Source organism: Sorangium sp. So ce185, assembly GCF_051526825.1.
In the GTDB taxonomy this organism is placed as follows: domain Bacteria; phylum Myxococcota_A; class Polyangia; order Polyangiales; family Polyangiaceae; genus Sorangium; species Sorangium cellulosum_D.
The window spans coordinates 12,751,312-12,771,131 of the sequence record NZ_CP150316.1 but is presented as its reverse complement, the minus strand read 5'-3'; the positions used below and the strand labels follow the sequence as shown (position 1 = coordinate 12,771,131).

Genomic DNA, 19,820 nt, shown 5'->3' with positions numbered 1-19,820 from the left:
CCCGGCGGGCGCCGTAGTACCGTGCGCCCGATGTCATCCGAAGCCGCCGCGAACAAGCCGTCCGCCGCTCAGGTCACCCCGGGCGGCCCGCCTCCCGGAGGTCGACTCGCCGTGCTCACCGCGTTCGCGGTGGGCGCCTCGTGGCTCCCGGTCCCGGTCCTCCCCGATCGGATGCTCCTGCGCATCCGCGGGGCGATCGCCCAGGACACGGTGGCCCGCCACGGCCTCAGCCTCACGACCGACGCGCGCGCCCTGCTCGCCCAGCCCGGCGCGGAGCAGACCCCGCTCCGCAAGGCCGCGCAGCTCGTCACGAAGGAGGTCCTCCGGCGGCTGAACCCGGCCCTCGCGCTCGCGGCGGCCGCGCGCGGCCTCGAGGTCTACGCCCTCGGCCACCTGCTGAACCGCTACATCACGCGCTTCCGACGGAGCAGCGCCGTCCGCATCCACGCCGACGAGGCGCGCTGGATCCGCGACGCGGTCGATCGCGCCGTGCGGCGCTCGCTCTCCCCCTCGCTCCACGCGAGCGTCACCATCCTGCCGAGCGGCGCGGAGGACCTGCGCGACGAGTTCACGCGCTGGATCGATGCGTTCCTGCTCGCCGGCGCCGCCGTCCCCGAGTACATCGAGCGCCGCCTCGACGCGGCCTTCGACGAGATCGCCGCCGCCGGCCTGCCCCATGACTGACCACGAGGAACGCACCGCCACGAAGGGCGCCGCGGGCCGCGACGCGGAGGGCGCCGCGCCCGAGATCGATCCCGACGGCGCGCGCGCCGCGCTCAAGCGCTGCCGCCGCATCATCGTCAAGATCGGCTCGAAGAGCCTCTCCGGCGACGCATGGGACCGGCTCGCCGTCGAGGTGGCCGCGCTCCGCGCCCGCTCCGGCCGGAACCTCGTCATCGTGTCGAGCGGCGCCATCGCCCTTGGGGTGACGAAGCTCGGCCTCAAGGCGCGGCCGAAGGACATGGCCTGGCTCCAGGCCGCGGCCGCGGCCGGCCAGAGCGTGCTGATGCAGCGCTACGAGGAGGCCTTCGGCAAGGTCGGCCTGCGCGTCGCGCAGGTGCTCCTCACGCACGCCGACCTCGCCGACCGCACCCGCACCAACAACGCGAGGAACGCCCTCGCCGCGCTGCTCGAGGCGGGCGCCATCCCGATCATCAACGAGAACGACGCCGTCGCGGTCGAGGAGATCAAGTTCGGCGACAACGACCAGCTCGCGGCGATGGTCACGCCGCTCTGCGAGGCCGATCTCCTGATCCTCCTCTCGGACGTCGAGGGCCTGCTCGACGGCGACGGGCGCCGCGTGCCGTTCGTGCGCAGCGTCGCCCGCGAGGCGCGGCACCTCGCCGGCGGCTCGACCTCCGGCGTCGGCACCGGCGGCATGGCCAGCAAGGTGGAGGCCGCGCGGCGCGCCACGCTCGCGGGCTCGCACGTGGTCATCGCCGCCGCGCGCGAGCCGGGCATCATCACGAGCATCCTCTCGGGCGAGGACGTCGGCACCCTCTTCGCCGCCGTCCCGCAGCGGCTCAGCGCGCGCAAGCACTGGATCGCGTACACGCTGCGCCCGCGCGGCGCGATCCTCGTCGACCGGGGCGCCGCCGAGGCGATCGCCTCGAAGAACCGGAGCATCCTCGCGGTCGGCGTCCTCGGCGTGCGCGGCACCTTCCTCCCGGGCGACGCCGTGGCCGTCTTCGACCCGGAGGGCACCGAGATCGCGCGCGGGCTCGCGCGGATGTCCGCCGGCGACGCCGCGCGCATCGCGCGCAAGAAGCGCGACGACGCCGGCGAGGACGTCGTCGTCCACCGCGACGACCTCGTGGTGCTCCCGAGCGAGTGACCCCGCCGCCGCCCGGGCGCACCCTGTAGGCGCGACGGCCACCCGATCGCGCGTTCTTCGAGGCTCGCGGGAACCTCGGCGCCGCCCGGCTGTCACTCCGCTCCATCAGCTCCTGGAGGTCGGGTGATGCGCTTCGGGTTGTTCGTCGCCAACGGCTTGGTTCTCGCGGGGGTCGCCTGGACGGTCGGGCTCGGGCCGAGCGTCCAGGCGTCGCAGCTGCTGCCGGCGCGCGCCACGGCGGGGCTCGGTGAGCTCGCCGAGCTCGAGGCGCGCTACGCCGAGGGCCGGACGCGGGAGAGCGTCACCGCGCTCGCCGCGGCCTACCTCGATCGCGATCAGCCGGGCCTCGCCTCCTCCGCGCTCGAGGCCGCGCCCCGCGAGGTGCGCGAGCTCCCGGAGGCGGCGCACCTCTCGGCGCGCGCGCTGCTCCGCCGCGGTCGCGTCCGCGACGCGCTCGCCGCGGCCGAGCAGGCCTCGGCCGCCTGCGCGGCGGGCGTCTGTCCCGCGTGGCTCGCGGCGAAGTCCGAGCGGCAGCGCGCCTTCCTCGAGCAGCTCGCCGCCGCGGGCGTCGACGATCCGCAGCTCGACGCGACCGCCGCGCGCGCCGCCTACGAGCGCAGCGCGAGCGAGGTGCGCCTCGTTGCGATGCGCTGAACGCAGCGCGCCCAGCGCGCGTCAGGGACGATCGAGGCGCCGAGATCGTGCGCGCGCACCGGAATAAATCTGCTCAGGGCCAATCTCTTCGATCTGGCTGGACAGGAGGGGAGTTCGTCAGGCGGTCCATGGGACAGCGCGGGGGCGCGAGCGCGGCGAGGGCGCCCGCGGCGGGGTCGCCGATCGTCAGGGTCGTATCCAAGCTTGGAAACCCTGTCGTTGTCGAATGACGGTCACCGCCTTCTGTCGTAGCCTTGGGTCTTGCTCGGCGCGTCCACACCGGGGGCGCTGTCCGATTGAACAACCGGTTGCGCTTGGGAGGGTCTCCCTCAGGTGGAACAGCCGCAAGCTCGCACGCTGGGCGCCCTGGCGACTGCATCGACAGGGTTGTACCGACGCGCCGTCGTGGTCGCTGCAGCGCTCGGCCTCACCGCCGCCGCGGGCTGCGCGCCGCCGATCACCAACGCAGGGCTGGCGATCCCCGCCGCGAAGCCGGGCCAGGAGCAGCGCCCGGTCCAGCTGCGACCGCCGTTCGAGCTGGCGACGAACGAGGACGCGATCGTCCGGATCGTCACCGACGTGACCTGCACGGGGACGCTCATCACCGAGGACCTGGTGCTCACCGCGCACCACTGCGTCGCGGCGCGCGACGAGAACGGCAGGACGCTGCGCCGCGATCAGGAGCCCGAGGCCATCTCGATCGAGCTCGGGGGCGACCACCTGCCGTGGGGTGACGTGACGGTCCGCGCGGTGGTGTCGCCGGACTGCGGGTACACGTCGGGCGAGGGCGACATCGCGATCCTGGTGCTGTCGCGCCGCCTGATCGGGATCCCGACCCTCGCGCCGCGGATCGAGGGCGAGCCCGCGCTCAAGGAGACGGTGACCCCGTACGGCTTCGGCCGCTGCGCGCTCTCGCGCGATCCGATCCACCTCGTGCCGCGGCTGGGCGGCACGATCGACCGGCTGGCCCCGGGGCACTTCGTCGCGACCGCCTCGATCTGCCCGGGGGACTCGGGGGGGCCCGCGCGGAGCGACGCGTGGGGCGACGTCGTCGGCGTGATCTCGTCGAGCGTGATGGACGGCGACGAGCACACGACCGGCACCTCGTACTTCAGCCGCCTCGACGTGTGGCCGGAGCTCTTCTCCGCGGCCCGCGAGATCGCGGCGGGCGCGAGCCCGAGCGAGCTGCCGCCGTACCGGAGCTGCCTGCGTTGACGGCGGCGCGGCGTCCGCGGGCCCGCGTTGCTCGCCGCCCGCGGCCGCCGCTGCGCTAGGCTGCGGGGCCGCCATGCGGAAGCTGTTCAACGGGCTGCTCTGGATCGTCGGAACCTTGCTGGTGATCGGCGTCGTGCTCCGCGCGCTCGTCCTCGACGTGTGGGCGGTGCCGGATGACCCGAGCCTCGGCGCCTCGATCGCGCCGAGCCTCGCCCCGGGCGATGTGGTCGTCGTGCTGACGCGGGGCACGCCCGGCTTCGGCGAGCTGGTGCGGTGCCCGGATCCCGAGGTCCCCGGCAGCCACATCGTCGGCCGGATCGCGGGCGTGCCGGGCGATACGGTCGAGGTCGACCACAGCGCCCTGGTCGTGAACGGGCAGCGCTACGAGGCCGAGGTCGCCTGCACCGAGCCGAAGCTGAGCATCGTCGATCCCGCCACGAACGACACGGTCCAGGTCGCGTGCGACATGGTGAGGATGGGCCCCGGCCTCCACCTGCGGGCGACGGGCCGCAGGCCGCCGCTCGAGCGCCGCCACCGCGTGGAGGTGCGTCCCGACACGGTCTTCCTGCTGAGCGACAACCGGAGCTACCACGACGACTCGCGCGATTTCGGCCTCCAGCCGCGCGCGGCGTGCAGCCAGCGGATCGTGTTCCGGCTCTGGGGCGCCGGGGGCTGGAGCGACGACCAGCGCCGCTTCACCTTCGTGCGCTGACAGCGCCAGCGGCGACGTCAGGCCAGCGGCGACGTCAGGCCGGCGGCCACGTCGGCGCCGGCGGCCACGTCGGCGCCGGCGGCCATGTCAGCGCCGGCAAGCTGCTCCAGGGCCGGCAGCCTGCGGCAGCGCCGACGGCCCGCGTCAGCTCGTGCTTGACCCCTCCGCTCTTCGACGTCTAGAACCGTGGTTCTCTCCACCCGGGTCGGGGATCCAGCGCGAGCAGCGGGCAGGGTCCTCCGCCCCCGGGCTCGCTTCATCGGTTGGAGGTCCGCCCAGGCGGCCTTCTGCTGGCGCGGGTCGGAGAACCGCGGTTCGCGGTCCTCCAATGCACCGAGGAGACGTTTGCACACCGAGCAGCACGAGATTGGCATCGTCTGTGGCCAGTGCGACCTGTGGAGCCCGATGGGCACCGCGCGTTGTCCTGAGTGCGCGAACGACTTGGCCCTGTTCACGCCGCGCCGGGGGAACGCGCCGGCCGCGTCGGCCCGTCGCTCTCCGACGCCCGCCGCCGGCAGCCTGGGCGCGAGGGAGCCCCGGCTCGACCCGACGAGCTCGCGCGGCGCGGGGCGGAGCCCCAAGACCACCTCGTCCAAGAGCGAATTTGCCGAACTCTCCCAGGAGGAGCTGATGGAGCAAGCCCGTAACTACGTCTGCCGTTCCTGCTCGAGCGGTGTTCCCTCGGGCCACAAGTTCTGCGGGAGGTGCGGAACGGCGGTCCCGCCCGAGATCCTCAACGCGCAGACGCTGTTCTTCGGGGACATGCAGAACCCGGCGAAGGCGAAGCTGATCCTCATCCGCGGCGAGGGCATGGACGGCCTCTCCTTCCACCTGAAGGCCGAGCAGCACATCGTCGGCCGCAACGGGCAGCTCGTCTTCCCGGACGATCCGTTCGTCTCGCCGAAGCACGCGAACTTCTTCTACCGCGACGGCAAGCTGGTCGTGCGCGACGAGGGCTCGCTGAACGGCGTGTACATCCGCGTGCGCGGCACGATCGACATCACGCCGGGCGACACGTTCCTCGCGGGCGAGCAGCTCTTCCGGCTCGATCCGACGCCGCGCGCCTCCGACGGCCAGGATCCGGACGGGACCTTCTTCTACTCCTCGCCCAAGCACCCGAGCCCGTTCCGCCTCACCCAGGTGCTCCAGGGCGGCGCGGTCGGCATGACCGTATGCGCGCGCGGCAGCTCGCTGCAGATCGGGCGCGAGGGCGGCGACCTGAACTTCCCCGTCGACCTGTACATGTCGGGCTCGCACTGCCGCCTCGAGGAGCACAACGGCAAGTTCACGCTCACCGATCTCAACAGCCGCAACGGGACCTACGTGCGCATCAAGAGCGAGCGCGAGCTCGCCCACGGCGACTACCTCTTCATCGGCCGCAAGCTGCTGCGCGTCGAGCTCAACACCAACTGAACGCCGACCGGCCGCGCGCGGCCGAGCCGGCGCGATCTCCGCCGGAGGAGCGATCGCCCATGACCGCCGCTCGCTGGCCGCTCGACGTCCTCCGCGCCGGACCGGTCGCCGCGGGCGCGAGGCTGTGGCGCAGCCGCGGTCAGCTCCACGTGACGCTCGTCGCGAAGGCCACCTTCGCGATGGTGCCGGGCGGCGAGGCGCGGCGGATCGAGCCGATGGAGGTGATCCGGAGCGAGGTCTACGTGCGCGGCCACCCGATGAAGCCGCTCCTCGCCGCGAGCGATCTCGCGCCCTGGCTGGAGCGCGCCGAGGTGGTGCTCACGGGGCACGCGTGGGCGCCGGGCGGGGTGCCGGTCCGGCGGATGCCGGTGCGGCTCGCGATCGTGCGCGGGGTAGCGGCGCTGGTCGACAAGCGCGTCGAGGTCGTCGGCGATCGAGCGGCCTCCGCGGCATCGCCGGATCCCGAGCCGGAGCCGTTCGTGAAGATGCCGATCGAGTACCAGCGCGCCTGGGGCGGCGTCGACGAGCCGGAGAACCCGTTCGGCGTCGGCGCGCTCGCGGACCCGGACGGCAAGATGTCGCTGCCCAACGTGCTGCCGCCGGACGGGGGGCGCGCGCCGATCGGCCTCGGGCCGATCCCGCCGATCGCGCCGGCCCGGGCGCGCCTGCTCCGCGGGCTCGCGCGCAGCGAGCTGGAGGGGGCCGCGTCGATCCCGGAGGATTTCGACTGGTCGTACTTCCAGTCGGCGCCGCTGGATCAGCGCTTCGACCGGGTGCTCGGCGGCGAGCAGATCGTGCTGGAGGGCCTGAGCCCGCATCACCCGGCGCTGGCCACGCGCCTGCCGGCGCTGCGGGCGCTCGCGACGATCTACCTGCCGAACGGCGTGCAGCGGTGGCTGTCGCTCGCGGGCGACACGCTGATCGTGCACGCCGACGCCGAGCGGTGCGCGGTGGTCTTCCGCGGGAGCTTCCAGGTGGCCTCGGAGGAGGCGCTCTCGGCTCTGCGCGTGGCGGTGGGCGTGGAGGCCGGCGGCGAGCCGGTGCCGTGGCCGGACGTCGCCGAGGTGCTCGCCAGGGCGCCGCTCGCGGAGGCGGCGCCGGAGACCGTGAAGCTGACGGACTGGAGCACGACGGTGACCCTCGACGACGAGGACTTCGTCGAGGCGCCGGAGAGCGTCGCGGCCGGGCGGGCGCATCCGCTCGCGGACACGCACCCGCTCGCGGGCACGCATCCGCTCGCGGGAACGCACCCGCTCGCGGGCACGTTCTCGCTCGACGACACGCTGCCGCCGACGGGGAGCGAGGCGCGGTCCCGCCAGGCGCAGGCCGCGCTGCCGCCGCCCGCGCGGGTCCGAGGCGAGGGTCACGACGCGGTGCGCGCGCCGTTTCCGATCGCGCCTGCGGGCGCGCGCGGCGAGCGGGAGAGCGACGAGCAGCCGGGCGCGCCGTGGGCGGCGAGCCGCGCGGCGGCGATCCCGGTGCCCGCGTCGCCGCTGGAGGGGACGGTCGATCTGCGCGAGCCGGACGCGGCGCCCGCGCCGGAGGCTGCGCGTGCGCCGGGTGCCGCGGTGGAGCCGGACGCCGCGTCGTCGACTGCGCCCGCGCCCGCGTCGGCGCCCATGGCCGCGTCAGCGCCCGGACCTGCGCCTGCACCCGCATCCGCGCCGGCGATCGCCACGACGCCTGCGCCTGCGGCCGCATCCGCGCCCGCGCCCGCCGCCGAGGTGCTGCCCGCACCGGAGCGCGGTCCCGAGGTCGAGCACTCGCCCGGATCGCGTGCGCCGGCCCCGGCTCCGCCCGCGCCGCAGCGAGATCGGCCCAGCCTTCTTGGCAGCCTGTACAAGCGATTCCGCAAGGACTGAGCCGGAAAGAGGGAATCATGGCCGGATCTCACCAGGAAGACGGGAAGAAAGAGCCAGGATCTTCCCGGCCGCATGTACCCCTCTCCGGGGCAGCTCCGGCCAGCACCACTGCGACGTTGGAGGGACCATCATGACGGAGGTAGCCGTGGTTCGGGAGCGCGCGGCGTCCATGCGCGTCGAGGAGTACCTGGGACCTGCGCATGTGCTGGAGGCCCGCGGGCACGCGGTGGTCATCGAGCTGCCGGAGGGGGAGCGCGCGGAGGCGACGATGGCGCTGGCGATCCCGTACGCGCCGGCGGTGGGCGACGTGCTCCTGGTGATCGGCCGCGGGGCGCGCTTCTACGTCATCGGCGTCCTGCACGGGACGGGCAAGGTGACGCTGGAGCTCCAGGGCGACGTCGACGTCCGGGCGGCGGGCGGGGCGCTGCGGCTGTCCGGCGACCGGGGGGTGGAGCTGCGGGGGCCGGAGGTGGACGTCTACGGCGACAAGGTGCGGGTGTTCGCGGGGGCGCTGGTGCAGAAGGCGGCGTCGCTCGTGCAGCGCGTGACCGACCTGTTCAGCCTGCACGCGCGCGAGAGCCACACGGTGGTGGACGGGTCCTCGACGACGAAGGCGAAGAGCGCGACGGTGCTGACCGAGGAGACGATGACGATCAACGGGAAGGAGATCCACCTGGGGTAAGTGCCAGCAAGCGCGCTCGCCTTGAGGGAGGAAATGGGAAGGCGCAAGAGGAGCCGCAGAGGGAACAAGCAAGGGCTGCAAGCGGCGACCCACGATGAAGGGAACGCGGCGACCATCCGGAATACGCCGGGAGCATCTCTGTCCCTGTCCGGAGGCTGGGGCGCCGTCACCACGGGCCTGCTCGGCGCGAGCATGCTCGGCCAGGCCATGGCGGAAGACCTCGAGCCATCGGAGGCTCAGGGCGAGCTCGACGCTGGCTGGCGCCTGGCCGCCATCGCCGGGACCACCGTCGCGCTCGCGACCGGCGCCCTCGTGACGGCGTACTGGTGGTCGCAGAGGAGGCCGGCGCGACCGCAGTTCCCGCCTGCGGCGCTCGTAACCCCAGGCTCCGAGGCTTACAAGGCGATGACGCAAAAACACCCATTGAATGAGGGGATCCTACCCACCACGTGCTATGACGCCGGCGTCTTCAGCCTGACATTGACGGATGGCCTCTCACCGGAAGTGTGCACTCGCTGGCGGTTCGCCGTACCCAAGGCAAACACTTACCAGATCGTCGACCCGGCGCAGGACCAGTGGGTCACGGACCCGGACCATCTGCCTGCGGACTCGATCATCATCTTCTATCGTCGTTTCCGCCCGGGCGAGCGCTCGGCGCTCGAGGCCGAGAGGAAGGGGCGCTGGGTCCCGTTCCACATGGTACGTACGCTCGATGGCCGGATGGTCGTGGGCGCCAACAACGGGGACCGCATGGGGACCACGCCCACGTGGTCGGAGAACGACATCGGGAACATGTTCGACTGGAGCGGTACGGAAAACACCCAGTCGGTGTGGACGGCCCCGGGTTTGCCTGCTCCGGACACTTTCAGCGTCGGCGGTATCGAGAAATACGTCGCCTTCTATGCCCCCGTATCGACCGTCATCGAACGTCTGAATGCGGCCTTCCCCTGAAGGGCCGGACCAGCGCGCGGGCCTCGACATCCGGCGTCACGCATCCTCCCTGCGCCCCCACCCTGCCGGCTGACGAGGCACGCCCGCCGTCCACCGCGCTCAGCGCTGGGCGCCCGCCGACCAGCCGTGTCCTACAGACCGCCTGGGCGGGGGGGAACGTAGCCGATGCCCCCGTGATCCCACCGGTACTTGTTGTCGGACAGCTTGTTACCCAGGTCCACCACGTAGGGTGTGACCGTGCCGTCGGGCTGCTGGACGTAGATGAACCCGATGCCCCGCGAGCCGCCTGAGAGGTGCTGGTGCGACATCTGTCCTTCGGTGGCGGGACCATGCCGATCCCTGAGCTGCCCGAGCGCGAGCTCTCTCAGGATCCGCGCGCCCTCGGGTGACACCAGGACGTCGGCCTCGGTGATGCCGTTCAGGTACTGCACCGGGTTCGTCTCCCAGGTACCGGAGTTGTTCCGGTCGAAGCGATCGCGCCGGCGGGTGATCGCGTCAGCGCGCGCGTTCGCCGCGTTTCGCTCGGCCGCGAGGTCATTTCGCAGCCGCTCGAGATCCAGCCTGGTACGAGCCTGTCGCGCACCCCAGAAGTGGAATTCGGCAACGGTGCTGAGCCTAGCGAGCATGCCCTTGGCCCATGCGCTCAGCGCAGGATCAGCGGATCTCGTCTCCCTCTCGAGCTCACGTTTCAAGTGGTTCGACAGCCCAACCAGGGCGTCATGCTCGATCTGTTCCGGCGACGGCGCCGGTACAGGCACCGGTGCCGGCATTGGCGCCGGTGCCGGTGCCGGTGCCGGAGTTGGCGCCGGTGCCGGTGCCGGAGTTGGCGCTGGTGCCGGTGCCGGAGTTGGCGCCGGTGCCGGTGCCGGAGTTGGCGCTGGTGCCGGTGCCGGAGTTGGCGCCGGTGCCGGTGCCGGAGTTGGCGCCGGCGCCGGTGCCGGGATTGGCGCCGGTGCTGGTGCTGGCGCTGGTGCCGGTGTCGATGGCTGGGAAGCCTCCCCTGCCCAATACCAACGGACCAAGGCTCCACCGACTCCTCCCAGCAGCGCGCCCAGGCCCGCGCCGACCGGGCCGCCAACCATCGCCCCAACGGCCCCCAACACGGTCGCGGGGGCCGCCACGGTCGCCGCCGTCTGCGTGGAGGGCAGGTGAGCGGTGACCGAGAGCGTTCTCGTGGAAGCGGTCCCCCCACCCGCAGTCGCGCTGTTGAGGGGTATCGATGTGCCGCCGGGGCTATTCTGCTTCTTCTTTTTCTTCCCCACGGCTACCCCCCGCGGCCCTCGTATCGCGCTCCGGTCCCACGCCCACCCCCTGCACCTCCGCACCGCCCGGCAGCGCCACCCGCACCGCCGCCGCCATCCGCGCGCCCCCCTCGCCCGCGCACAGCGCCAGCCCCACCCCCTTGCCGTAGGTCCGCTCCCCCGCGATCGCCGCCCGCCCATGGGCCTTGAGGCACCCCGCGAACAGCTCCGCCGCCGACGCCGTCCCGCGGTTCACCAGGATGGTCACCGGCACCGTATACGGCGCCTCCTGCCCTGACCGATAGACCGTCTCGTCCCCGTCGCCGTCCGTCACCGTCGCCACGACGCTCCCCGCCGGCAGGAAATCCCCCGCCAGTTCCACGAAGGCCCGCAGCTCTCCTCCAGGGTTGTCGCGCAGGTCGATCACGAGCTCGCGCATCCCCTCCGCCTCGAGCGCCCGCATCGCCCGGTACACCAACGCCGGCACGTCCAGCGAGAACACCCGGATCCTGATCACCCCGATCCCATCGCCCAGCAGCGCGTGCGCCACGCTCCCCGCGTCCGGGAGCACCTCCTCCGGCGCCGCCGCGCACGTGTAGAACACGTTCACCGCGCTCGGCACCAGCACCGCGCCCACCGCGTTGTTCCCGGCGTTCCCGGTGGTCGGACAGGTGAGGTTGATCGCCGGCAGCCCCTCGATGAACACCTTGGGATTGCCCCTCACGTAGGCCCCGACATCCATGTAGAGCGGGTGCGCCACCCCGGGCTCCATCCCGAAGGTCATCGGGATGGTCGTGCCGAGGTTCAGCGCGTTCATCATCGATACCTTCACCTTCACCGAGAAATTCACCGCCATCGCGTTGAGCGCGAAGTTGGGATACGGAATCGGCACCACCGCCGGCCCCACCGGCGTCAGGCACACGTCCGGAAACCCGATGTTCATCCCGGCGCCGTTGTTGCTCGCAGGCAGCATCCGCTCCGCTCCTTCCCCCGCTGCTATCGCGGCGGCCGCGGGGGCGTGTACGCCTCCGCCTCCAGCCGATCGACGTCCGTCCGGCGCGCGCCGAGGAGCCTCGCGCCGGAGAAGCGCGCGCCCGCGTCGCGCAGGGCGTGCAGGTTGGCGCCGGCGAGATCCGCCTCGCTGAAGTCGGCGTCCTCGACCCGCGCGTGCGACAGGTTCGCGCGCTCGAGGCGCGCCGAGAGAAAGAGCGCGCCCGGCGCCGCCGCGTGATCGAGCATGGCGTCCCGCAGATCGGCGGCGGCGAGGTTCGCGCGCTCGAGGTCCGCCCGCGTGAACGTGGCGTACCGGAGCATCGCCTGCGCGAGCTTCGCCCCGCGCAGCGAGGCGCCGCCGAAATAGGCCGCCTTCGCCGCGACCCCGGAGAGGCTCGCGCCGTCCAGCGCGGCCTCGCGGAGCCTCGCCTGCGTCAGGATGGATCCCTCGAAATCGGCGCCGCGCAGGTTCGCCTTCGAGAAATCGCTGCCCATGAAATCGCAATCGCGCAGGCTCATCCGCTCGAGGTTCGCCTCCATGAAGGCGCAGCGGTGCACGGTGAGGCCGGAGAAGGAGACGGCGCGCAGATCCACGCCGGTGAAATCGACGCGATCGAAGATCGTCTTGCCGAGCACGGCGCCCTCCAGCGCGGCCCCGCGGAGGAGCGCCTGCTGGACCACCGCGCGCGTGAGGTTCGCGCGCACGAGCCGCGCCCCGTCGAGGATGCACCGGACGAGGCGCGCGGCCGCGAGATCGGCCCCCTCGAGATCGGCGTCGATGAGGATCACCGACTCCAGATCGCGGCCCGAGAGATCCACGCCGCGGAGGATCGAGCGCGAGAGGTCGCAGCCGAGGAGGCTCGCGCCCCGGAGGTCCGCGCCGGTGAGATCGCAGTCCGAGAGGATCGAGCGCTCGAGGCGCGCGCCGCGGAGATTCGCGCCGCGCAGGTCGGCGCCGCGCAGCGAGGAGAGCGAGAGATCCGCGCCCGCGAGGTCCAGTCCGGAGAGATCCGCGCCCGCGAGGTCGGCCCCGGCGAGGTCCTTGCCCGCGAGCTCGGGCCGGCCGAGCCGGGCCTCGTCGAGGACCACGCCGCGCATGCGCCGCGGGAAGCGCGCGCCGCGGAGGTCGGCCCGGACGAAGACCGCGCGATCGAGCTCCGCGCCCTCGAGGTCCGCGCCGCCGAGATCGGCCCCGACGAAGGCGCCGGCCTCGACGCGGGCGCGGGCGAGGCGCGCGCCGCGGAGGTTCGCGCGGGTGAAGGAGGCGCGGGCGACGCGGGCCTCCGTGAGATCCGCGCCCTCGAGGTTCGCGAGGTCGAAGCGCGAGCCCGAGAGGGTCGCGCCGGCGAGCCGCGCGCCGGACCAGTCCGAGCCCACCGCCTCGACCTCGGCGATCGTCGCGCCGGAGAGATCGGCGCGGGCGAGGCGCTGGTACGACAGCTTCGCCCCGGCGAGCCGCGCGCCGGCGAGCCGTGCGCCCTCGAGGTTCGAGCCGAGCACGAGCGCGCCGTCCAGCGCGCAGCCCTCGAGATCCGCATCCCGCAGGTCGCACTCGACGAGGTGCGCGCCCGAGAGGACGCTGCCCGCGAGCCGCGCGCCGCGCAGATCGGCGCGGAGGAGCTTGACGCGGGAGAGGTCGAGGCCCGCGAGATCCCGGCCCGCGAGGTCGAGCCCCTCGAGGCGGGCGCCCTGGAGCGGCGCGCCGGCGCGGATGCGCTCGAAGAGCTCCTCAGCCGTCGTCACGCGCGCTCCAGGCTGGAGCGCCGCAGGTTCGCCCCCTCGAAGTTGCAGCTCGCGGCGCTCGCGCCGTCGAGCCGGGCGCCGTACAGGCTGGCGCCGGCGAACGAGGCGCCGTCGAGGCGGGCCTTGCAGAGGTCGGCGCCGAAGAGGTCGGCCTGCGCGAGATCGGCGCGCTCGAGCGAGGCCCGGTAGAAGCGGCCCTCGCGCAGCACCGCGCAGGCGAGCCGCGCGCCCCGGGCCGAGGCCCCCGAGAGGTGCGCTCGGGGCAGCGAGGCGTACCGGAGGTCGGCGCCGTCGAGCTTCGCCCGGAGCAGCGCCGCGCCTTCCCCCCGCGCTTCCACGAGCGTCGCGCGCTCCAGATCGGCGTCGGAGAAGCTCGTGCGCGGCAGCGACGCGCCCGTGAGATCCGCGCCCTTCGCGGACGCGCCCGCGCACATGCACCCGATGAGGGCCGCCCCGCGCAACGAGGCGCGGTCGAGCTTCGCCGCCTGGAGGACGGCGCCCTCGAGGTGGAGCCCGTCCCCCTCGACGTCGCAGAGGTCGGCCTCGTCGAGCAGCGCGCCGCGCCCGCGCGCCCGGGCCAGGCGGGCGCCGGCGAGCGCGGCGCGGGTGAGGATCGCCTGGTCGAGCGTGGCGCCGCGGAGATTGGCGCCGGCGGCGCGCGCGCCGGTGAGGTTGGCCTGCGACAGGTCAGCGCCGGAGAGATCGGCGCCCGAGAGGTTCGCCTCGAACAGCACGGCCCGCGAGAGATCGGCGCCCGAGAGCTTGGCCCCCGAGAGGTCGGTCCCCGAGAGGAGCGCGCCGGACAGCTTCGCCCCGGAGAGATCGCGCCCCGAGAGGTCCTGCCCGGAGAGGTCCTGCCCCGAGAGATCGACGCCGGGGCCGGGCTCGGGGGGCGGCGCCGCGGCCTCGCCGGGGGGCTGGTAGCCGGGGACGATCTCGCGCAGGCGGGGGTCGCCGAGCAGGGCGTCGAGGCGCTCGACGCCTTCGAGCTGCGTCCCGCGCGCGGCCGCGTCGCGCTTGATCTCCTCGACGCGCTCGACGAGCGCGGCGAGCGCGCCGCCCATCGGGACCCGCGGCGTCCCCGCGGGCGTGGCCGGGAGGTACGCGGCCTGCCGCTGCGCGGGCAGCCGCGCGAGCGCCTGGGCGACGCTGCGCTCGAGGTCCACGCCCTCGGGGGTGCGCAGCGCCCGGAGCTTCGCGACGAGCTGTCGCACGCGCTCCTGCTCGGGCGCGTGCAGGCCGCCGAGCCGCTCCGCGAGGAGCCGGCTCACGGGATCCGCCTCGCCCGCCGGCGCCGGCCGCGGCGCGCCGTCGCGGACGAGATCGTAGGCCGCGCGGACGTCCGGCGGGAGATCCTCGAGGCCGCGCGGATCGCGCGCGAGCTGCGCGAGCTCCTCTTGGTAGCGCTCGAGCGGCAGCGGCGCGGCCGAGAGCGGCTCGGCGCCGACGACGGCGGCGCGGAGGTCGGCGAGGTCGTCCTCGGCCACCTCCGCGTGGCCGCGCCAGGTGAGGGTCACGAGGCCGGCGTCCGGCTCGACGAGCAGCGTGTCGAGGCTCATGGCGGCGTCCTGCACGCGGCCGCGCGCGTCCTCGACGACCACGCGGATGCGCAGCCCCGGCAGGCGGAAGGAGGCGGCGTCTGCGGCGGGGTGGAGGTGGAGGAGCGTGACCTCCTCGTCGCCGCGCAGGTAGCCGGCGAGGCGCTGATCCGGCGGGGCGGCCTGGAAATAGGTCCAGTCGAAGTCCTCGGCGGTCCACGGGGCGCGGGTCTTGCGGTACGAGGGGCCGTACTCCTTGCCGAGCTTCCGGCGGCGCTCGGGCGCGTCGGGGTGGAGCGGGCCGAACGGCGCGGGGACCGGCCGGCCGTCGCGCGGCGCCGGGACCAGCTGCGATTTCGACCACGCCCCGACCGCGAAGCCCACGGGGTGCTCGCGCTGCGGATCGGCCTCGGGCGGGCGGCATGCGCCGCGGAGGAGCAGATCGGCGGCCGGCTTCCAGTCGGCGAAATCGCCGGGATAGGTGCACTCGCCCTCGCGCTCGCCGCCTTCGCCGTCGAAGGTCTCAGCCGTGAGCGCGCCCTGGGCGAGCGGGCCTTCCACCGGCGCGAGCGGCTCGCCCAGGCGGAGCGAGAAGCGGCCGCGGACGATGAGGACCGCCTCGGGCTGCGGCGGCCGGCGCGAGCAGACCTTCGTGCCGAAGAGGAACGGCGTGAGGTTCCGGGTCTGCATCAGAACAGGTTGATGACGCCGGACATCAGGTTGTACGCCCCGGTGCTCACCGACTCGGCCGACGAGACGCTGGAGCAGATGTTCTTCACGTTGGTGCGGAACTGCGAGAGCTCTTGCCGGTTCGTCAGGTTGAGCTCGGCCTTGGGGCCCATGTTGATCGACACCCCCGCGGTGAGCGAGACCTCGAGCAGCGCCGCGATGGTCAGCTCGACAAGGCCGCCGATCGTGATCTCCTCGGTGGCGCCGACGGTGATCGACGCCGCATTGCCGACGGTGACGTCGCTGGTATTTCCGACGGTCACCGACTGGACATTTCCGATGGTGGTATCGCTGACCGTGCTCGCCGCGGTGGTGCTCGAGACGGTGCTCGCCGTGGTCTCGTCGCTGACCTCCGTGGCGGTCGTCTTGCTGGCGATGGTCTGCGCGGTGGTCTCGTCGGAGATCGAGGTCGCGGTCGTCTTGCTGGCGATCGTGACGGCCCACGTCTCGTCGAGGATCTGCGGCACCGGGCAGGCGGCGGAGCCGGTATACGACTCGATCCGCTGCGCCCAGGTCGAGCTGAGGCAGACGGGGTTCGGGCGCTCGGCCGTGGGGGCCTCGGAGCCGGTGATGCTGGTCTGTTTGTTCCCGTAGAACCGATCGAACGTATCGCCGTGGTAGGTGGTGTCGACGTCGCCCTTCTCGGTCTTCTCGGTGACCTTCCACGTGCCGTTGTAGTTCTGGACCCATTCGATGGTGGTGGCGGCGGTCCAGAGGTCGGTGGCGTCCTGGATATGACCGCCGGAGACGTCCCAGCCGGCCTTGTCGTCCTGCCGGCCGAGGACGAGCATGCGGTAATTGCCCTTGATGACCTCGACCTTGTCGCCGCGCGTGGTGGTGATGCGGTTGCCGTCGGAGTGGTCGCGCCAGCCGCCCTTGGTGTGCAGCTTCGCGGTCTCGGCCTGCCGCTCGGCCTCGGGGATGAAGCCCGGGCAGCCGTCGCGCTTGCGGGTGTCGTCGATGAACGAGGTGACCAGGGCGGCGAGGTCCTCGCCGCTCGCCTTCGGCGCGCCCGGGTTGGCGGCGAGGCTCGGGTCCTTGACCGCGCCGAGGCGCAGATAGGAGCCCATCGCTTCGGCATCGGCCCCGGCGTCGTTGAAATTCGGGACCTCGATGAGGAGGTATTTCCCGCTGATACCTTCACCCTCGCGCGTACCCATGCGCCCTCCGCGTGGGGTACGGTAACAGGCGAGCCGCGGAGGAGGCGCAAGGATGAACGGGGAGCCGACCGAAACCCTGACGTGCTGCGAGCCGAGCGCCGCCCGGCCGTGCGGCGAGCCGCTGGCCGCGACCGCGCACCGCGCGGCCGACGCGCCGCAGGTGGGCGCGGCGTCGGCCGCCGCCCGCGTCCGCGAGGCGCCCGACGCAGGGCCGCCGTGCACGGAGCCGAGCGCACCCGCATCGTGCCCTGCAAACGCGGAAAAGGCGCCCGCGGCGGCGGCGGAAGAAGCCGCCGGCGCGCCACCTGCGGGGAACGGCGGCGTCGGCGCGGCTCCGGCGCGCGCGAGCGGCGCCGGGCCGGGCGAGGTCTCGCCATCGCCCTCGAGGGCCCGCGCCGCGGGGCCGCGGGAAATTCCGCCAGCGCCGAAGACGAGCGCCGCTGGGCCGGGCGAGGCCTCGCCATTTCTCGAGGCGAGCGCCTCGGGGCCGCGGGAGCTCCGGCCCTCCTCGGGCGGCCTTCCGGCGCCGGGTCGCCTGCCGTCCCCGAACGTGGAGGCGGTGGAGCCGGCGCTCCGCGCGGCGCGCCTCCGGCCGCCCATCGAGCCGCTGCAGCAGGCGAAGGCCGCGCTCCTGGACCGGGGACGGCACCTGCCCGTCCTGCGGCTCGACTCTCCGGATTTCGATTGCGCCCACGTCCGGGTGCGCGAGGTGCGCGGCACGGAGGCCATCGGCCAGCTCTTCTCGTTCGACATCGACGTCGTGTGCAGCGACGGCGCCGAGCTCTCGATCGAGCAGGTGCTCGGGGCGACCGCATCGCTCGTGTTCGAGGTCGAGGGCGCGGACGAGCGGACTGTGCACGGCATGATCGCCGCGGTGGAGGACCGGCACGAGACGGAGACCACCCTCCGCTCCTACCGGCTCCGGCTCGCGCCGCGGGCGTTCCGCGCGACGCTGGTGGAGCTCCAGCAGGTCTTCCTCGACGTCAGCGTGCCGGAGCTCATCCAGCAGAAGCTCGCGATGGTGGGGCTCGGGGCCGACGATGTGGCGATGCGCCTCTACCGCGATCACCCCGTGCGAGAGATGATCGTCCAGTACAAGGAGACCGATCTGGCCTTCATCTCGCGGCTGGCCGAGCACCTCGGCATCTCGTTCTTCTTCGAGCACGAGTCCGGGCGCGACGTGATGGTGTTCACCGACGAGCAGGTCGGCTTTCCGACGCTGCCGGGGGGCGACGCGGTGGTGTTCCGGCCGCGGGGCGAGCGGCGCGATGTGTTCGAGCTCAAGGAGCAGGCCATCGCCTTTCCCGCGACGTACGTCATGCAGGAATACAACTACCGGACGCCGAGGGTCGATCTCACGGCGACCCACGAATCGGCCGCGGGCCTCGGGGGCGGCGTCGTCGAGTACGGCGCCCACCACAAGACGCCGGACGAGGGCCAGCAGCTGGCGCAGATCCGCGCGGAGGAGCGGGCCTCGTCGAGCCGCTATTTCGAGTGCCGGAGCGACGAGCTCCGGCTGCTCCCGGGGGCCGTCTTCGCGATCGAGGGCCACCCGCGGCTCGATGGGCAGCGGCTTCTGATCGTCGAGGTGGAGCACCGCGCGGTGCAGCCGACGGCCATCGAGGGCGAGGGCGGGCGCGAGCAGGAGTACGTCAACCGCGCGCGGCTGGTGCGCGCCGAGCAGGCCTACCGCCCCCCGCGGGCGACGCCGCGGCCGAAGATCCACGGGGTCGTGTCGGCGCTCGTCGAGCCGCTCCCGGACGGGGAGATCGGCAAGACGTCGCCGATCGACGAGCAGGGGCGTTACCGGGTGCGCTTCCATTTCGACGCGGGGGAGCCCGCCTCGCGCGCGTTTCCGTCGCGGCTCGTACGGATGATCCAGCCGCACGCCGGGCCGAACTACGGCATCCACTTCCCGCTCAAGCCCGGGATCGAGGTGCTGATGGTCTTCGTGGACGGAGACCCCGATCGGCCGATGATCGTGGGCGCCGCGCCCAACCCGATCACGCCGTCGCCGGTGACCCGGGAGGTGAACCTGATGCACCGGATCGAGACGTCGACCGGCATCCTCATCGAGATGAGGGACTGCCCGCCGCGGAGCTGACGGCGACCCCGCCCCCCTGCGCGGCTGAGCGGCGCTCCCCGCACAGGAGACGGGCCCAGATCGGCGTTTTCGGCGCGCAGGCGCACTCCAGTGCGCTGAGCACCGAAAACGTCGAGATGGGCCCGGATCCGAAGCGGGGAGCGCCGCTCAGCGCTTGCGGCTGGCGCGGCTGCTGAGGCGGCTGATCGCGTCGCCGGCGGCCCAGGCGACGCGGGCGGCCGCGTTGAGGGAGCGGACCACCGCCTCGGGCACCTGCGCGATCAGCCGCTCGAGATCGACGGGGCCGTCGATCGACGGCAAGAGCTGCTCCATCAGCTCGGCGAACAGGTCGTACTTGCGCGACAGGTCGTCGAGCCGCGCGCGCATCGCGTCGGCCTCCGGGCCCTCGGCGTCGCCGAGCAGCGCGAGCGCGCGCCGCGCGAGCGCACGCTTGTCCTGCACCACGCGGCGCAGCCGGCCGAGGTAGGCGCCGACGATGACGTCGGGGTACTTGCCGCGCAGCGCGAACGAGTCGTGCCGCGCCCCCGACTCCCGCCGGCGCTCGATGATCCCGGCCGCCTCGAGGCCGCGCAGGTTCGCGAAGATGTTGCTCTTGGAGCGGCCGAGCTCCTGGCTGAGCTCATCCATCGAGCGCGGCACGTCCGCCAGGTAGAGGGCCGCCACGACCTGCCCCCCGAGCCGCGTGATGCCGGGGAACGAGGCGGCGATCTCGGCGCCGACCCCCTCGAGCAGCGCCTGCCGCGCGGCCGCGACCCGCTCGTCCGAGGCTGACCCGTCGCCCCCTTCGCCCGCGGCGGGCGGCTGCGGCGGGTGCGCTGTCGACAACGTCGGCCTGCGGGCGGTCATGATGGGTGACTCACATAACGATCTTTTGCGGGTGCGCCAAGCGTCCAGCGCGCGCCGAGCGCCCTCTGCACCCCGCACGCCCGGCCGCGTCCCAACGCGCGGGGGCGGCGCATTCACCTGCGCCGCTGCGCCTCGTCGTCCTC

The 19,820-nt window shown here is 73.4% G+C and carries 17 protein-coding genes; 10 read left to right on the top strand and 7 right to left on the bottom strand.

Translation table 11 applies throughout. From position 1 onward, the window contains the following. The first annotated feature begins 30 nt into the window (after positions 1-30). The 9 genes from WMF26_RS47135 (at position 31) to WMF26_RS47095 (ending at position 9,323) form a co-directional block, all read left to right on the top strand. Entirely contained in the window at positions 31-684 is a 654-nt protein-coding gene (locus tag WMF26_RS47135) for a hypothetical protein (protein ID WP_437316408.1), read from the top strand. Beyond that, positions 677-1,834 (top strand): glutamate 5-kinase, encoded by a 1,158-nt coding sequence (gene proB / locus WMF26_RS47130; protein ID WP_437998036.1) that lies wholly within the window; start codon positions 677-679, stop codon positions 1,832-1,834. The genes WMF26_RS47135 and proB overlap by 8 nt, the downstream gene beginning before the upstream one ends. A 126-nt stretch (positions 1,835-1,960) precedes the next feature. Next, positions 1,961-2,488, top strand: a complete 528-nt coding sequence (locus tag WMF26_RS47125; protein ID WP_437334527.1) for a hypothetical protein — start codon at positions 1,961-1,963, stop codon at positions 2,486-2,488. Between the two features lie 405 nt (positions 2,489-2,893). Continuing rightward, complete coding sequence (locus tag WMF26_RS47120) at positions 2,894-3,703, top strand: trypsin-like serine peptidase (RefSeq protein WP_061623224.1); 810 nt, start codon at positions 2,894-2,896, stop codon at positions 3,701-3,703. 73 nt (positions 3,704-3,776) lie between these two features. Then, the gene (gene lepB / locus WMF26_RS47115; protein WP_437334526.1) at positions 3,777-4,415 is read left to right on the top strand and encodes a signal peptidase I; all 639 of its coding nucleotides are present in this window, start codon (positions 3,777-3,779) and stop codon (positions 4,413-4,415) included. Positions 4,416-5,045: 630 nt separating this feature from the next. Beyond that, positions 5,046-5,828 (top strand): FHA domain-containing protein, encoded by a 783-nt coding sequence (locus WMF26_RS47110; protein ID WP_165374547.1) that lies wholly within the window; start codon positions 5,046-5,048, stop codon positions 5,826-5,828. Positions 5,829-5,887: 59 nt separating this feature from the next. Further along, positions 5,888-7,690, top strand: coding sequence for a DUF2169 family type VI secretion system accessory protein (locus tag WMF26_RS47105; RefSeq protein WP_437998035.1), 1,803 nt, complete (start codon positions 5,888-5,890; stop codon positions 7,688-7,690). Between the two features lie 130 nt (positions 7,691-7,820). Beyond that, positions 7,821-8,372, top strand: a complete 552-nt coding sequence (locus WMF26_RS47100; RefSeq protein ID WP_437998034.1) for a DUF3540 domain-containing protein — start codon at positions 7,821-7,823, stop codon at positions 8,370-8,372. Between the two features lie 33 nt (positions 8,373-8,405). Then, entirely contained in the window at positions 8,406-9,323 is a 918-nt protein-coding gene (locus WMF26_RS47095) for a hypothetical protein (RefSeq protein WP_437998033.1), read from the top strand. Positions 9,324-9,454: 131 nt separating this feature from the next. Here WMF26_RS47095 and WMF26_RS47090 read toward each other — a convergent pair whose 3' ends face one another. The 6 genes from WMF26_RS47090 to WMF26_RS47065 form a co-directional block, all read right to left on the bottom strand. Continuing rightward, positions 9,455-10,015, bottom strand: a complete 561-nt coding sequence (locus tag WMF26_RS47090; RefSeq protein WP_437998032.1) for a hypothetical protein — start codon at positions 10,013-10,015, stop codon at positions 9,455-9,457. Positions 10,016-10,040: 25 nt separating this feature from the next. Next, positions 10,041-10,337 (bottom strand): hypothetical protein, encoded by a 297-nt coding sequence (locus tag WMF26_RS47085; protein ID WP_437998031.1) that lies wholly within the window; start codon positions 10,335-10,337, stop codon positions 10,041-10,043. A 219-nt stretch (positions 10,338-10,556) separates the two neighbouring features. Then, a complete protein-coding gene (locus WMF26_RS47080) occupies positions 10,557-11,537 on the bottom strand; it encodes a S41 family peptidase (protein WP_437998030.1) in 981 nt (326 codons plus the stop codon). A gap of 23 nt (positions 11,538-11,560) precedes the next feature. Next, complete coding sequence (locus WMF26_RS47075; protein ID WP_437998029.1) at positions 11,561-13,300, bottom strand: pentapeptide repeat-containing protein; 1,740 nt, start codon at positions 13,298-13,300, stop codon at positions 11,561-11,563. Next, a complete protein-coding gene (locus WMF26_RS47070; RefSeq protein ID WP_437998028.1) occupies positions 13,297-15,528 on the bottom strand; it encodes a DUF2169 family type VI secretion system accessory protein in 2,232 nt (743 codons plus the stop codon). The genes WMF26_RS47075 and WMF26_RS47070 overlap by 4 nt, the downstream gene beginning before the upstream one ends. Continuing rightward, positions 15,528-16,727, bottom strand: a complete 1,200-nt coding sequence (locus tag WMF26_RS47065; protein ID WP_437998027.1) for a hypothetical protein — start codon at positions 16,725-16,727, stop codon at positions 15,528-15,530. Before WMF26_RS47065 ends, WMF26_RS47070 begins: the two co-directional genes overlap by 1 nt. A gap of 52 nt (positions 16,728-16,779) precedes the next feature. Here WMF26_RS47065 and tssI point away from each other — a divergent pair, with 52 nt between their 5' ends. Continuing rightward, positions 16,780-18,831 carry a type VI secretion system tip protein TssI/VgrG gene (gene tssI, locus WMF26_RS47060; RefSeq protein WP_437998026.1) on the top strand — a complete coding sequence of 684 codons (2,052 nt, stop codon included), beginning with the start codon at positions 16,780-16,782 and terminating at the stop codon, positions 18,829-18,831. Between the two features lie 147 nt (positions 18,832-18,978). Here the strand turns inward: tssI and WMF26_RS47055 are convergent, their stop codons facing one another. Next, positions 18,979-19,677 carry a GbsR/MarR family transcriptional regulator gene (locus WMF26_RS47055; protein ID WP_437952572.1) on the bottom strand — a complete coding sequence of 233 codons (699 nt, stop codon included), beginning with the start codon at positions 19,675-19,677 and terminating at the stop codon, positions 18,979-18,981. Positions 19,678-19,820 lie beyond the last annotated feature (143 nt).